The organism is Enterobacter sp. T1-1, from assembly GCF_000710795.1.
GTDB lineage: Bacteria > Pseudomonadota > Gammaproteobacteria > Enterobacterales > Enterobacteriaceae > Enterobacter > Enterobacter cloacae.
On the sequence record NZ_JALW01000115.1, the window covers coordinates 1 to 14950 of the forward strand.

Annotated in this window: 12 protein-coding genes; 7 read left to right on the forward strand and 5 right to left on the reverse strand. The window is 58.7% G+C overall.

Going from position 1 to position 14950, the window contains the following annotated elements:
- Nucleotides 1–93 precede the first annotated feature (93 nt).
- The 3 genes from gutM to gutQ all read left to right on the forward strand — a co-directional run bounded on the left by gutM (nucleotide 94) and on the right by gutQ (nucleotide 2248).
- Complete coding sequence (gene gutM, locus AK59_RS0123240) at nucleotides 94–453, forward strand: transcriptional regulator GutM (protein WP_013098448.1); 360 nt, start codon at nucleotides 94–96, stop codon at nucleotides 451–453.
- 63 nt (nucleotides 454–516) lie between these two features.
- Nucleotides 517–1290 carry a glucitol operon DNA-binding transcriptional repressor SrlR gene (srlR, locus tag AK59_RS0123245; protein WP_013098449.1) on the forward strand — a complete coding sequence of 258 codons (774 nt, stop codon included), beginning with the start codon at nucleotides 517–519 and terminating at the stop codon, nucleotides 1288–1290.
- A complete protein-coding gene (gene gutQ / locus AK59_RS0123250; RefSeq protein WP_029883942.1) occupies nucleotides 1283–2248 on the forward strand; it encodes an arabinose-5-phosphate isomerase GutQ in 966 nt (321 codons plus the stop codon). Before srlR ends, gutQ begins: the two co-directional genes overlap by 8 nt.
- Here gutQ and norR read toward each other — a convergent pair.
- Entirely contained in the window at nucleotides 2245–3759 is a 1515-nt protein-coding gene (gene norR / locus AK59_RS0123255; RefSeq protein WP_029883943.1) for a nitric oxide reductase transcriptional regulator NorR, read from the reverse strand. The genes gutQ and norR overlap by 4 nt on opposite strands.
- Nucleotides 3760–3943: 184 nt before the next feature.
- On the opposite strand from norR, the gene norV reads away from it, so the two are divergent.
- Both norV and norW read left to right on the forward strand, forming a co-directional pair.
- Nucleotides 3944–5386, forward strand: coding sequence for an anaerobic nitric oxide reductase flavorubredoxin (gene norV / locus AK59_RS0123260; protein ID WP_029883944.1), 1443 nt, complete (start codon nucleotides 3944–3946; stop codon nucleotides 5384–5386).
- Nucleotides 5383–6516 carry an NADH:flavorubredoxin reductase NorW gene (gene norW / locus AK59_RS0123265; protein WP_029883945.1) on the forward strand — a complete coding sequence of 378 codons (1134 nt, stop codon included), beginning with the start codon at nucleotides 5383–5385 and terminating at the stop codon, nucleotides 6514–6516. Before norV ends, norW begins: the two co-directional genes overlap by 4 nt.
- 286 nt (nucleotides 6517–6802) lie before the next feature.
- Here norW and AK59_RS0123270 read toward each other — a convergent pair whose 3' ends face one another.
- The 4 genes from AK59_RS0123270 to AK59_RS0123285 all read right to left on the reverse strand — a co-directional run bounded on the left by AK59_RS0123270 (nucleotide 6803) and on the right by AK59_RS0123285 (nucleotide 11743).
- Nucleotides 6803–7825, reverse strand: coding sequence for a HoxN/HupN/NixA family nickel/cobalt transporter (locus tag AK59_RS0123270; protein ID WP_029883946.1), 1023 nt, complete (start codon nucleotides 7823–7825; stop codon nucleotides 6803–6805).
- A 1-nt stretch (nucleotide 7826) separates the two neighbouring features.
- Complete coding sequence (hypF, locus tag AK59_RS0123275; protein WP_029883947.1) at nucleotides 7827–10043, reverse strand: carbamoyltransferase HypF; 2217 nt, start codon at nucleotides 10041–10043, stop codon at nucleotides 7827–7829.
- 6 nt (nucleotides 10044–10049) lie between these two features.
- Nucleotides 10050–10595, reverse strand: a complete 546-nt coding sequence (hydN, locus tag AK59_RS0123280; protein WP_029883948.1) for an electron transport protein HydN — start codon at nucleotides 10593–10595, stop codon at nucleotides 10050–10052.
- A 134-nt stretch (nucleotides 10596–10729) separates the two neighbouring features.
- Entirely contained in the window at nucleotides 10730–11743 is a 1014-nt protein-coding gene (locus AK59_RS0123285; RefSeq protein ID WP_029883949.1) for a LacI family DNA-binding transcriptional regulator, read from the reverse strand.
- A gap of 215 nt (nucleotides 11744–11958) precedes the next feature.
- On the opposite strand from AK59_RS0123285, the gene ascF reads away from it, so the two are divergent.
- Both ascF and AK59_RS0123295 read left to right on the forward strand, forming a co-directional pair.
- Nucleotides 11959–13410, forward strand: coding sequence for a PTS cellobiose/arbutin/salicin transporter subunit IIBC (gene ascF, locus AK59_RS0123290; RefSeq protein ID WP_013098459.1), 1452 nt, complete (start codon nucleotides 11959–11961; stop codon nucleotides 13408–13410).
- Nucleotides 13411–13428: 18 nt separating this feature from the next.
- Nucleotides 13429–14853 (forward strand): 6-phospho-beta-glucosidase, encoded by a 1425-nt coding sequence (locus tag AK59_RS0123295; RefSeq protein WP_029883950.1) that lies wholly within the window; start codon nucleotides 13429–13431, stop codon nucleotides 14851–14853.
- The last annotated feature ends 97 nt before the right edge of the window (nucleotides 14854–14950 follow it).

The window sequence follows — 14950 nt, forward strand, 5'->3', positions numbered from 1 at the left end:
TCACCGGTGGGCAGGTGATGTTCTGATCGAGCAGTCTGATGCCCTCACCCTCCCCCTCTCCCACCGGGAGAGGGAATATAACAAGGAGCCGATATGGTAACCGCACTCATCACCGTCGCCGCCCTCGCCTGGATCTGCCAGATGGCATTCGGCGGCTGGCAGATCCATCAGTTTAACCGCGCGTTTGACGCCCTGTGCCAGAAGGGCCGCGTGGGCGTCGGGCGCTCCGGGGGGCGCTTTAAACCGCGCGTTGTGGTTGCAATTGCGCTGGATGAACAGAATCGGGTATGCGACTCCCTCATCATGCGCGGGATGACGGTGTTTGCCCGCCCGGTGAAAATTCAGGCAATTAACGGCATATCGTTGCAGGAATTACAGCCTGATGTGATCTTCCCCCACGATCCACTCTGTCAGAATGCACTATCATTAGCGCTTAAATTGAAACATGGATAATTTCGTTGTGAACGCGATAAGCTTGCGAAATTATCATTTCGCAACGTAAGGAACGAAGCGCCTATGAAACCTCGTCAGCGGCAGGCGGCCATTCTTGAGCATCTGCAAAAGCAGGGAAAATGCTCGGTAGAAGAGCTGGCCCACTACTTTGACACCACCGGCACAACGATACGCAAGGACCTGGTATTGCTCGAAAACGCAGGCGCGGTCATTCGAACCTACGGTGGGGTGATGCTCAACAAAGATGAAGCCGACCCACCTATCGATCACAAAACGCTGATCAACACCCACCAGAAAGCGCTGATAGCCGAAGCCGCGGTGAAATTTATCCATGATGGTGACTCCATTATTCTTGATGCGGGCAGCACCGTCCTGCAGATGATCCCGCTGCTCAACCGCTTTAACAACATCACGGTGATGACCAACAGTCTGCACATCGTCAACGCCCTGGCAGAGTTCGACAGCGAACAAACCATTCTGATGCCCGGCGGTACCTTCCGAAAAAAATCGGCGTCCTTTCACGGCCAGCTGGCGGAAAATGCCTTTGAACACTTCAGCTTTGACAAACTGTTTATGGGCACCGACGGCATCGACCTGAACGCCGGTGTCACCACGTTCAACGAGGTGTTCAGCGTCAGTAAAGCCATGTGCAACGCCGCCCGGGAGGTGATTTTGATGGCGGATTCCTCGAAGTTTGGCCGTAAAAGCCCCAACATTGTCTGCAGCCTTGAAAGCGTCGATACGCTGATTACCGACGCAGGGATCGATCCGGCGTTCAAAAAAGCGCTGGAAGAGAAAGGCATCGATGTGATCGTAACGGGAGAAAAAGATGAGTGATTTTCTGTTAAACGCAGGCCGTCAGACCCTGATGCTGGAGCTACAAGAGGCCAGCCGCCTGCCGGAACGGCTGGGCGACGATTTTGTCCGCGCCGCCAACACCATCATCCAGTGTGAAGGCAAAGTGATTGTCTCCGGGATCGGCAAGTCCGGCCACATCGGAAAAAAAATTGCCGCAACGCTGGCGAGCACCGGGACACCGGCGTTCTTCGTGCACCCGGCAGAAGCCCTGCACGGCGATCTGGGGATGATTGAAAGCCGCGACGTGATGCTGTTTATCTCCTACTCCGGCTCGGCCAAAGAGCTGGACCTCATCATCCCGCGCCTGCAGGAAAAATCGATCGCCCTGCTGGCCATGACCGGTAAATCCCGCTCGCCGCTGGCGCTGGCGGCCAAAGCGGTGCTGGATATTGCCGTGGAGCGTGAAGCCTGCCCGATGCACCTCGCCCCCACCTCCAGCACCGTCAACACCCTGATGATGGGCGACGCGCTGGCAATGGCGGTGATGCAGGCGCGCGGTTTCAATGAAGAAGATTTCGCCCGTTCACACCCTGCCGGGGCGCTCGGCGCACGGCTGCTGAATAATGTTCACCACCTGATGCGCTCTGGCGATGCCATCCCGCAGGTCAAACTCGATACCAGCGTGATGGACGCGATGCTGGAGCTGAGCCGCACCGGGCTGGGGCTGGTCGCCGTATGCGACGATACGCGCCAGGTGAAAGGCGTCTTTACCGACGGCGACCTGCGCCGCTGGCTGGTGGGCGGCGGCAAGCTGGAGGCTCGCGTCTCAGAAGCGATGACCTCTGGCGGGTTAACGCTGAATGCCAACAGCCGCGCCATTGAAGCCAAAGAGGTGCTGATGAAACGTAAAATCACCGCCGCGCCGGTGGTGGATGACGCTGGCCTCCTGTGCGGCGCCATCAACCTGCAGGATTTCTACCAGGCAGGCATTATTTAACCCTTCAGTCCCAGACGCTTCGCCAGCCGGTGCAGGTTGGCGACGTCTATTTCCAGCGCCCGCGCGCACGCCGCCCAACTGCGGTTGTTCTGTTCCAGCGCGCGGGTAATCATCTGACGCTGAAATTCTTCCGTCGCTTCACGCAGATTCTCGTTCACGCTTTCAGGCGCAGCGGGCTTCACGGACGGTATATTTTCATCATGCAGGGCAAAATGGCGCGCATGAATCACGATGTCATCCCCCGAGCGCGTCGCCCGCGCCAGCACCACCGCGCGATGGATGGCGTGCTCCAGCTCGCGTACGTTACCCGGCCAGCCGTAGGTCAGCAGATGGCCTCGCGCCCCCGGGCTTAATACCACGCGCGACAAGCCCATTTTGAGCCGACACTGTTCGCAGAAAAAACCCGCCAGCAGCACCACATCGTCCCCACGCTCGCGCAGCGGCGGCACGGTAAGCGGAAAAACACTCAGACGATGGAACAGATCGGCGCGGAAATTGCCGTTCAGCACCGCTTCGCGCAGGTCGCGGTTGGTTGCCGCCAGCACGCGCACGTTGACCCGTAAGCTGCGGTCGTCTCCCACGCGCTGAATATCACCGTACTGTAATACGCGCAGCAGCTTGGCCTGCAGCGACAGCGAAAGCTCGCCTATTTCATCGAGGAACAGCGTGCCGTTATCGGCCATTTCAAACTTGCCGCTGCGGTTGCTGATGGCCCCGGTAAATGCCCCTTTGACGTGACCAAACAGCTCGCTTTCCGCCACGCTTTCCGGCAGTGCGGCGCAGTTAAGGTAGACCAGCGGGTTGGCCGCACGCGGTGAAGCTTCGTGAATGGATTTCGCCACCAGCTCTTTACCGGTGCCGGTCTCACCGAAGATCAGCACGTTCAAATCGGATGCCGCGACGATCTCAATCTCTTTTTTGAGTTGTACCATGCCTGGCGAGAGGCCAATCATCTCCGTATGCGCGACCTGTTCAAACGCCGCCGGGCTGCCGGGAAGAATATTCTGGCTCTCCAGCTGTTCAATCAGCAGAGCATTGTTCAGCGCCCCGGCCGCCAGGGCCGCAATCAGGCGCAGCTCTTCGTCGCTGAAGGTATCGAACTGGTCCGGCGACATGCCGTCGAGGGTCAGCGCCCCAATCAGGTTTTGTCCGGCAAACAGCGGCAGGCCGATACAGGCGTGCACCTTCAGGCTCTCCTGCCCGGGTATAAGGCCGTCGTACGGGTCGGGCAGATCGCTGTCTGCCGGAAAACGCACCACGTCACCCGCCCGGGCGATAGTCTCCAGCCGCGGGTGGCCTTCCAGCGTAAAGCGTCGCCCGAGCACGTCCTGCGCCAGCCCGTCGATGGCCAGCGGAATAAACTGCCGTCCCTCGTAGCGCAGCAGCGCCGAAGCATCGCAGTCCAGCACGTGGCGCAGCGTGGAGATAAGGCGCTGAAAACGATCCTGATGCCCGATGCCGGTTTGCAGTTCAATGGCGATTTTCGCCAGCACGTCTACGGAAAAGCTCATGTCTGCCTCGCTGTCATTTTGACAATACATAGTGTCATATTGACACCTTTAACGATAGTCATAATGACTACCCATTCGGGGGCATAAAAAATTTAACCCATAAAAATCAACAAAATAAAAGTTGGCACGCAAGTTGATATAGACAAAACAACTTATTCAACACGCCGTATTATTTGAGGTTGCTATGTCTATTCTGGTTAAAAATAACATTCATTGGGTTGGTCAACGTGACTGGGAAGTGCGTGATTTTCACGGAACGGAATATAAAACGCTGCGCGGCAGCAGCTATAACAGCTATCTCATTCGTGAAGGTAAAAACGTACTGATCGATACCGTCGATCATAAATTCAGCCGCGAGTTCGTGCAGAACCTGCGCAGTGAAATCGATCTGAACGACATCGACTACATCATCATCAACCACGCGGAAGAGGATCACGCCGGGGCGTTGACCGAGTTGATGTCCCATATTCCGGATACCCCGATCTACTGCACCACCAACGCCATCGACTCCATCAACGGTCACCATCACCATCCGGAGTGGAACTTCCACACCGTGAAAACCGGCGACACGCTGGATATCGGTAACGGTAAACAGCTGATCTTCGTAGAAACCCCGATGCTGCACTGGCCGGACAGCATGATGACCTACCTGACTGGCGACGCGGTGCTGTTCAGCAACGACGCCTTTGGTCAGCACTACTGCGACGAGCGCCTGTTTAACGATGAAGTGGATCAGACCGAGCTGTTTGAACAGTGCCAGCGCTACTACGCCAACATCCTGACTCCGTTCAGCCGTCTGGTGACGCCCAAAATCACCGAGATCCTCGGCTTCAACCTGCCGGTGGATATGATTGCCACCTCCCACGGCGTGGTGTGGCGTGAAAACCCCACCCAGATCGTTGAGCTGTACCTGAAATGGGCGGCGGATTATCAGGAAGACCGCATCACGATTTTCTACGACACCATGTCCAACAACACCCGCATGATGGCGGACGCCATCGCCCAGGGCATCAACGAGGTGGACCCGAACGTGGCGGTGAAAATCTTCAACGTGGCGCGCAGCGATAAAAACGAGATCCTCACCAACGTCTTCCGCTCTAAGGGCGTGCTGGTGGGCACCTCCACCATGAACAACGTGATGATGCCGAAAATTGCTGGCCTGGTGGAAGAGATGACCGGCCTGCGCTTCCGTAACAAACGTGCCAGCGCCTTTGGCTCCCACGGCTGGAGCGGCGGCGCGGTAGATCGTCTCTCCACCCGCCTGCAGGATGCCGGTTTTGAGATGTCCATGAGCCTGAAGGCCAAATGGCGTCCGGATCTTGACGCGCTGGAAGTCTGTCGTCAGCACGGCCGCGATATTGCTCGTCAGTGGGCGCTTGCACCGCTTCCTGAGGTCGCAGCACAACCCGCCGAACAGCCGCAAACCTGTGCCGGGGCAGCCGGCGCCGATCTCGGTCCACGCATGCAGTGCAGCGTCTGCCAGTGGATCTACGACCCGGAACTGGGCGAGCCGTTGCAGGACGTGGCTCCAGGTACGCCGTGGAGTGAGGTGCCGGACAACTTCCTCTGCCCGGAATGTTCCCTCGGAAAAGACGTCTTTGACGAACTGGCAACGGAGGCAAAATGAGCAACGGTATCGTCATCATCGGCTCGGGCTTTGCCGCCCGCCAGCTGGTGAAAAATATCCGCAAACAGGACGCTAACGTGCCGCTGACGATGATCGCGGCCGACAGCATGGACGAGTACAACAAGCCCGATTTAAGCCATGTGATTAGCCTGAACCAGCGCGCCGACGATCTCACCCGCCAGACGGCGGGGGAGTTCGCGGAGCAGTTCAACCTGCGTCTGTTTCCGTACACCTGGGTCACCGATATTGACGCCGATGCCCACGTGGTAAAAGCGAAAGATAAAACCTGGCAGTACGACAAGCTGGTGCTGGCGACGGGGGCCTCTGCGTTCGTGCCGCCGGTTACCGGCCGCGAGCTGATGATGACGCTCAACAGCCAGCAGGAGTATCGGGCCAGCGAAACGAAGCTTCGTGATGCAAAACGGGTAATGATTGTTGGCGGCGGTTTGATTGGCACCGAGCTGGCAATGGATTTTTGTCGGGCGGGTAAAGCCGTCACCCTGGTCGACCACGCGGCAAGCATTCTGTCGGCCTTGATGCCTGCAGAAGTAAGTAGTCGCTTACAGCACCGTCTGACCGACATGGGCGTGCATCTGCTGTTGAAATCGCAACTGCAACATCTGAGCGAAACCGAAGGCGGCATTCGCGCGACGCTTGACCGCAATCGCAGCCTGGAAGTCGATGTGGTGGTTGCCGCGACGGGGTTGCGCCCGGAAACGGCGCTGGCGCACCGCGCAGGCGCTGAAACAGGCCGTGGCGTGAAGGTGAATAGCTACCTGCAAACCACGCAGCCCGACATTTACGCCCTGGGGGACTGCGCGGAAATCAACGGCCAGGTACTGCCTTTCCTGCAGCCGATCCAGCTTAGCGCCATGTATCTGGCAAAAAACCTGCTCGGCAACAGCGCGCCACTGAAATTACCGGCCATGCTGGTGAAGGTGAAAACGCCAGCGTTGCCGCTGCATCTGGCAGGTGAAACCCAGCGCCAGGATCTGAACTGGCAGATCGCTGTGGAAGCTCAGGGAATGGTCGCGCGCGGCTCTGACGCCGATGGCCAGCTCCGCGCCTTCGTGGTTAGCGAAGATCGGATGAAGGAGGCTTTCGCGCTACTGAAATCGCTGCCCGCTTAACCCTTAACCTTTTACCACGCTTACTTAACCCTGGGATTTTATTATCCGCAGCCCCGATGTCCCGGGGCTTTTTTTTACGTAATCTATTAGCAAGATAAATACAAAAGAGGTAAATCATCGCCATCTGTCCTTAACTTATTATTTTACTGAATATAAAAGAGTGAAAACCTTCATAAACAGCAAGATATGCATTCCATTTTTCCAGCAAAACGGCACCCTGCTTCGCTTTACCGGAACGACATCATGGCGATTTCACTCCTCAAACACAATGGTTTTAGCGCAGCACTCAGGAATGTATGACCAGCGCGTCGTAGCCGCGCCAGCGATAGTTGATCATGGAGATCAGCCAGCAGGCGACAAACAGCCCAACCACCACAAAACCGGCGTTGCCGAGGTTATCGTTGACGGCACCAATGCGATCCCAGATGCCGCCGCTGAGGGCAAATTTATCCATCAGCAGCCCCAGCGCTTCCAGCCCGCCGATAAACACCGCCACCACCACAGAGGTACCGGTAATGGTCATGTTGTAGTAGAGCTTGCGCTGCGGCTTGTTAAATGCCCAACCGTAAGCCCCCACCATCAACAGATTGTCGAGGGTATCCACCAGCGCCATGCCGCTGGCGAAAAGCGCCGGGAAGATCATGATTGACCACACCGACATACCGTTTGAGGCGCTGGCGGCAGAGATCCCGAGCACGCCGATTTCAGTGGCGGTATCAAAACCAAGCCCGAACAGAAAACCGACCAGATACATCTGCCAGCTTTTGTTGACCAGGCGGAAAGTCGCGCCAAACAGCCAGTTCATTATTCCGCCCTGCGCCGGGAGGGAGATGTCTCCCTGCACCGCCTGCCCGTTTTTCAGCGCCTGAAAATTGCGCCAGACGCCGCGCAAAATCACCATATTGACTAACGCCATCGCCAGCAGGAACGTCGCGGAGACGGCCGTGCCAATCAGGCTGCCGGTTTCATGAAACCAGGCCATATTTTTCTGAAACGCGGTCGCCGTCGCGGCTATGGCGATGGAAGCCAGCACCACAATGGTGGAGTGCCCCAGTGAGAACCACGCCCCGACGCCTGAGGGGCGCTTGCCCTGCTGCATCATCTTGCGTGTCACGGTATCAATGGCCGCGATGTGGTCAGCATCCACCGCGTGACGCAACCCATAGCACCAGGCAAGCAGGCTTGCGGCCATTAACGCAGAACTGCTGCTAAAGGCGTTCCACGCCCAGCCCCACGCCAGAAGATTAGCCATTACCAGCGCCAGCAGCAGGAGCGCGGCGCGAGGTTCATTGCGTAAGCGTCGTAACATTTTACATCCTTTTTGAACATGACCGGGCTGCGGCAACCACCGCCTGCCCGAAGGAGATAGCCCCGTCACCCGCAGGCAGATGATGGGGAAAAAGAAGCGTGAAATCAGAGAGGTGTGCACGCAGACGCGCCCGCAGCAGGCGGTTATGCAACACGCCGCCGCTGAAACAGACGGTAGAGAGCGACAGGCGTCGGGCATGGCGTCGGGCTAACCCCGCCAGCCCTTTTGCCAGCGCGTCGTGAAAGGCCCACGCGCGCTCGCAGGGTTGCGCCTGCCAGGCCAGCCACTGCCGCCAGAAGAACGCAAGGTTTTCAACCTGAAGCGTCATCGGGTGTTCAACACCCGGGCACTGCGCGGCCAGCGCCTCCAGCCTGCAGGCGGCTTCGCCTTCATAGCGTTGTGTTTCAATACCCAGAGCACAGGCCACCGCATCAAACAACCGCCCGCAGGACGACGCCAGCGGCGCGTTAAGGCCGCGCTGAACGGCGGTCGCTAAAAGCGGCCAGTTTTGCGAACGTACGGCGCGGGTTTCCGGGTAGCGTTGCCAGTCAGGAACAAACGCCAGGCAGTGTGCCAGCAGATTTCGCCAGGGCTGCATGGCCGCGAGATCGCCGCCCGGCATCGCCACGGCGGGCAGGCCGCCCAGATGCTCGCACTCAAGGTAGTTCACCCGCAGACACTCCCCGCCCCACAGCGCGCCGTGCTCGCCCATGCCGATCCCGTCCAGCGTCAGAGCGATGGCGTCGCCACCGTCGAGCGGCCAGCCGTTTTCGGCAAGGCAGGCCGCGGCATGCGCGTGATGATGCAGTACGGTATCGACCGGCAGCGCCTGCTCCTGTGCCCAGTGCCGGGCGTGATAGCCAGGATGGGCATCGCACACCAGCCGCTCTGGCTGAAAGGCGTAGATCTGCTGCATCAACGACAGTACTGAACGCCACTGGGCCTCGACACCGTCGTCACTGAGATCGCCAAAATGCTGGCTCAGCACCGCCTGGTTACCGCGCACCAGACAGAAGGTATTCTTCATGTCGGCACCGGTCGCCAGAATAGAGGGAACAGAGCTAAAACCGGCGGGTAACGTGATGGCATCCGGCACGAATCCACGCGCCCGACGCAGCATGGCCCCGTCCTGATCCAGTACGGAATCGTCCATCCGCTGCAGGATGTCGCGGTTATGGAGCAGAAAACCGTCAGCGATCTCTGCGAGCTGTTCCAGCGCCTGGGGATTACTGATGGCAGGCGGTCTGCCGCTGAGGTTGCCGGAGGTCATCACCAGCGGGCGTTGCGTCTCCTGCATCAGCAAATGGTGCAGCGGATTGGCCGGGAGCATCACACCGAGGCTATCCAGGCCCGGCGCGATGTCGTCCGGAAAGCTCGGCAGCCAGGCTTTAGGGATCAGCACGATGGGCGCGGCAGGCGAGCGCAGCCGTGTTTGCACCGGCTGCGGAAGGCCGTCGGCGCTGGGGATCATCACCGCCAGCGGTTTCCCCGGACGCTGCTTACGTGCCCGCAGCATTGCCACCGCCTGCGGGTTAAGCGCGTCGCAGGCCAGATGAAATCCGCCCAGCCCTTTGATAGCCACAATGCCACCGTTTTTCAGCATCTGCACCGCCGCGTTCAGCGCCAGCTCGCGGGTGACAACCCGATCGGCCGCACGCCACTCAAGCTCAGGGCCGCAGTCCGGGCACGCCACGGGCTGGGCGTGAAAACGTCGGTCCGCAGGGTTGCGGTATTCCGTTTCGCACGGCGAGCAGAGCGGGAATGGCGCCATGGCCGTGGCCGGGCGATCATACGGCATGGCGCGGATAATGGTAAAACGCGGGCCGCAGTGGGTGCAGTTAATAAACGGGTAACGATAGCGGCGCTCGTGCGGATCGTTCATCTCCGCAAGGCACGCGGGACAGGTGGCGGCATCCGGTACAATCTGGGTGTCCATTGCTCCGCCCGCGCTGTGGCGAATGGTGAATGTCTCCGGCAGCGTTGACCAGTGGAACGGCTGCGTGTCGATACTCTCGATGCGCGCCAGCGGCGGGCAGTCCTGGCGCAGCCTCGCGGTGAAATGCCCCCCATTACCCGCGAGGCGCACCAGCACGCCCTCTCCGTCGTTGCAGACATCGCCGGTCAACTGCAGCGCCTGAGCCAGTTGCCAGACGAAGGGCCGAAAGCCCACGCCCTGCACCTTGCCACGCACCCGCAACTGTACGCCGTTACCGCCCATGACGGATCAGAACAGCAGAGATGAGGTGGTATCGAACGCTGCGCGACGGCGCTTCTCGGCGCTCATCTGCTCGAGCTTATCGCGATCCACGCAAACCAGCGCGTGTGTCGGGCAGGCCTCCATACAGGCCGGACCGGCGTCACGGTGATAGCAAAGATCGCATTTGTTGGCTTCGGCTTTTTCCGCCCACACATTCAGCCCCATGCCGCTGTTGCGGACCACCGGACGAACCACCACCTCCATCGCGCCGTACGGGCAGGCGACCACGCAGGTTTTACAGCCGATACAGCGCGCCTGCATCACATGCACAAAGCCTTTTTCACGTTTGATTGCACCGTTAGGGCAGACGTTGGCGCACGGCGCGTCTTCGCACTGACGGCAGATAGCGGCGGTGGAAATATTCACGCCTTTGATGACGTGGATCCGCGGTAAAAAGGTCTCTGGCGTAAGCGAAGCGCAATCCTGCTCCGCCTGATGAGACACCACGCACGCCACTTCACAGGTACGGCAGCCAATGCATTTACTGGCATCAGCCATAATAAAACGGTTCATCTGCTTCTCCAGCATTACAGTCATGCGCGGAGATATTCATAAACCGTGCCAGTTTTTAACTCGTTGATTTATAGTGATTTAGAAAATGTCGCGGGGGCTGTCATCGTCACTTCTGACGATGACAGCTGTCGACATCAGCGGTGCGGGCCGTCGATGACAGAGTCGCGCAGGATAAGCTCACCCGAGAAGGTTTGCTGATATTTAAACTCGCCGCCGTCGAGCATAAAAATCAGGCGGCTGATGGTCTCTTTAATCATCTCCGTAACCGGAATACGCACGCTGGAGAGCGAGGGCACGATGTAGGGCGCAATCGCCACATCGTCGAAGCCTACCACCGACACCGCATCAGGCGTGGCGACGCCGCTGTCGTGAAGCTGTTTCATGGCGCCAATCGCCATATCGTCGTTACTCGCCACCAGCGCGGTAAAGGTTTCGCCGCGCGAGAGCAGCTCAGACACGGCCGCCGCGCCGCTGGCCGGGTTCCATTTGCCGTGGGCGATCAGCGTCGGACGCAGCGGGATCTGGTGCTGCGCCAGGGCATCTTTGTAGCCAGAAAGACGCTCCACGCCCGTGGGCGAATCCAGCGAGCCGGTGATAAACGCAATGTCACGGTGCCCTTTCTCAATCAGCTGTGACACCGCTTCCTGACAGGAGGCTTTATGATCTGACCAGACGCTGTGGCTGCTGTTTTTACGCAGGCGACGGTTCAGTACCATGATCGGCTGCTCGTATTTCTCGACGATCTCGTCCATCTCTTCCACGCTCAGAAAACGCGGATAGATAATGACCGCGTCACAGCGCATATCAAGCAGGTACTGGATGGCTTCGCGCTCTTCATCGGCGCTGTGCTTGCCGTCCGCCAGGATCAGCTGCCGTCCCTTCTCTTCCGTCATGCGGGCGGCGTGAAACAGCAACTCACTAAAATAGACGCCGTGATACAGGGTGTTGGTCACCACCAGTCCCAGCGTCTGGGTGCGTTTGGTCGCCAGGTTGCGCGCCAGCAAATTGGGGCGATAGCCGCTCTCTTCGATGGCCTGAAACACCCGGTCTTTGGTCTCCTGGCTGACATAGCCATTCCCCGACAGCACCCGGGAAACCGTCGCTTTCGAAACGCCTGCCCGCTTCGCCACTTCAAGCATCGTGGTCATGTTGTTATTCCCTTTCATACTGATGGCACGCAGTGTACTGCACTGCAAAACAATTGTCGCAACGACGCGCTCACGCTTTTTGAACCGTCTGGTGATCGCCATCACGAAATGAAAAAATGGTCAAAATGCGATCTTGTTTCATTCAAAGAAACTCATGATGATTATGTGGAACCGGTTTCCTACATACTCTCACAACGACAACAGGATCACATCCGATGGCCAAAAATTATGCCGCGCTGGCGCAAGACGTTGTCAGCGCGCTTGGCGGCAAAGACAACATCGTCGCCGTCACCCATTGCATGACGCGACTGCGTTTCGTCCTGAAAGACGAAACCGCTACCGATACCGCACGTCTGAAAAATATCAGCGGCGTACTGGGCGTGGTACGTAACGACAACCAGTGCCAGGTGATTATCGGCAATACCGTTTCTCAGGCGTACCGTGAGGTGGTGAGCCTGCTGCCAACCGACCTGCAGCCTGCCGTGCCGGAAGGCCCACAGAAATTGACCCTGCGCCGCATCGGTGCCGGGATCCTCGACGCGCTGATTGGCACCATGTCGCCGCTGATCCCGGCGATCATCGGCGGCTCGATGGTCAAGCTGCTGGCGATGATCCTTGAGATGACCGGCGTGCTGGAGAAAGGCGCGCCGACGCTCACCATTTTGACCGTCATCGGCGACGGGGCGTTCTTCTTCCTGCCGCTGATGGTGGCAGCATCTGCCGCGGTGAAATTCAAAACCAACATGTCGCTGGCGATCGCCATTGCAGGCGTGCTGGTGCACCCGAGCTTTATCGAGCTGATGGCGAAAGCCGCGCAGGGTGAGCACGTCGAATTCGCGTTTATCCCGGTGACGGCGGTGAAATACACCTACACCGTGATCCCGGCGCTGGTGATGACCTGGTGCCTGTCGTATATCGAACGCTGGGTGGATCGCATTACGCCTGCGGTGACGAAAAACTTCCTCAAGCCGATGCTGATCGTGCTGATTGCCGCCCCGCTCGCCATCGTGCTGATTGGGCCGCTGGGGATCTGGATCGGCAGCGCCATCTCCGCGCTGGTCTACACCATCCACGGCTATCTGGGCTGGCTCTCCGTGGCGATCATGGGCGCGCTCTGGCCGCTGCTGGTCATGACCGGGATGCACCGCGTCTTTACCCCGACTATCATTCAGACCATTGCCGAAACGGGTAAAGAGGGGATGGTGATGCCGTCGGAAATCGGTGCCAACCTGTCGCTCGGCGGTTCATCCCTGGCGGTGGCATGGAAAACGAAAAACCCGGAGCTGCGCCAGACGGCGCTGGCCGCGGCGGCTTCCGCCATCATGGCGGGCATCTCTGAACCGGCGCTGTATGGCGTGGCGGTTCGCCTGAAACGCCCGCTGATTGCCAGCCTGATTAGCGGCTTTATCTGTGGCGCGGTGGCCGGTATTGCGGGGCTTGCCAGCCACTCAATGGCGGCGCCGGGGCTGTTTACCAGCGTGCAGTTCTTCGATCCGGCCAACCCGATGACCATTGTCTGGGTATTCGGCGTCATGGCGCTGGCGGTCGTGCTCTCCTTCGTGCTGACCCTGATATTAGGCTTTGAAGATATCCCGGTCGAAGACGAGGCTGAAAAAGCCCGCGCCCTGCAGAGCGCGCCGGTGCAGGCCAAAACCGCACAAGTTTAACCGTATAACGAGGTAGAAATGTCTGTTTTTCCACAAGGATTTTTATGGGGCGGCGCGCTTGCCGCCAACCAGAGCGAAGGCGCTTACCGTGAAGGCGGCAAAGGGCTGACCACGGTCGACATGATCCCTCACGGCGCAAACCGCCTGGCGGTGAAGCTTGGTAAGGAAAAGCGTTTTTCGCTGCGTGACGACGAGTTTTACCCAAGCCACGAGGCGATCGATTTTTACCATCGCTACAAAGAGGACATCGCCCTGATGGCGGAGATGGGCTTTACGGTGTTCCGCACCTCGATTGCCTGGAGCCGCCTCTACCCGAACGGCGACGAACCGCTGCCGAACAAAGAGGGCATTGCCTTCTATCGCGCGGTGTTTGAAGAGTGCAAAAAGTACAACATTGAGCCGCTGATCACCCTGTGCCACTTCGACGTGCCGATGCATCTGGTGACGGAGTACGGCTCCTGGCGCAACCGCAAGATGGTGGATTTCTTTGCCCGCTACGCCCGCACCTGTTTCGAAGAATTTAACGGCCTGGTGAAATACTGGCTCACCTTCAACGAGATCAACATCATGCTGCACAGCCCGTTCTCCGGCGCGGGGCTGGTGTTCGAAGAAGGTGAAAACGAAGATCAGGTGAAATACCAGGCCGCGCACCACGAGCTGGTCGCAAGCGCGCTGGCGACCAAAATCGCCCACGAGGTAAACCCGGAAAACCAGGTCGGCTGCATGCTGGCGGGCGGGAATTTCTACCCTTACTCCTGCAAGCCGGAAGACGTATGGATGGCGCTGGAGAAGGACCGCGAGAACCTGTTCTTCATCGACGTGCAGGCGCGCGGCAGCTATCCGGCCTACTCCGCCCGCGTGTTCCGCGAAAAAGGGGTGGTGATTGTGAAAGATCCGGGCGACGACGAAATGCTGAAAAACACCGTCGATTTTGTATCGTTCAGCTATTACGCCTCGCGCTGCGCGTCGGCCGATATGAATGCGAACAATACCAATGCGGCGAACATCGTCAAATCCCTGCGCAACCCGCATATTCAGGTGAGCGAATGGGGCTGGGGCATCGATCCGCTCGGCCTGCGCATCACCATGAACATGATGTACGACCGTTATCAGAAACCGCTGTTCCTGGTGGAAAACGGCCTTGGCGCAAAAGATGTCATTGATGAAAACGGCGAAATTAACGATGACTACCGCATCAGCTATCTGCGCGAGCATATCCGCGCGATGGGCGATGCCATTGAGGACGGTGTGCCGCTGATGGGCTATACCACCTGGGGCTGCATTGACCTGGTGGCGGCCTCAACGGGCGAAATGAGCAAGCGCTACGGGTTTGTCTACGTTGACCGCGACGATGCCGGAAACGGCACGCTGGAGCGCAAACGCAAGAAGTCGTTCTGGTGGTATAAGAAGGTGATTGCGAGTAACGGGGGGGATCTGGCGTAGCCTGTTGCCCTCACCCTAACCCTCTCCCACAGGGCTGAGGGTTCCCCAGAAAAATGAAAAGCACGATGAAGTGTGATCTACTGGTTGCGCTAACAAA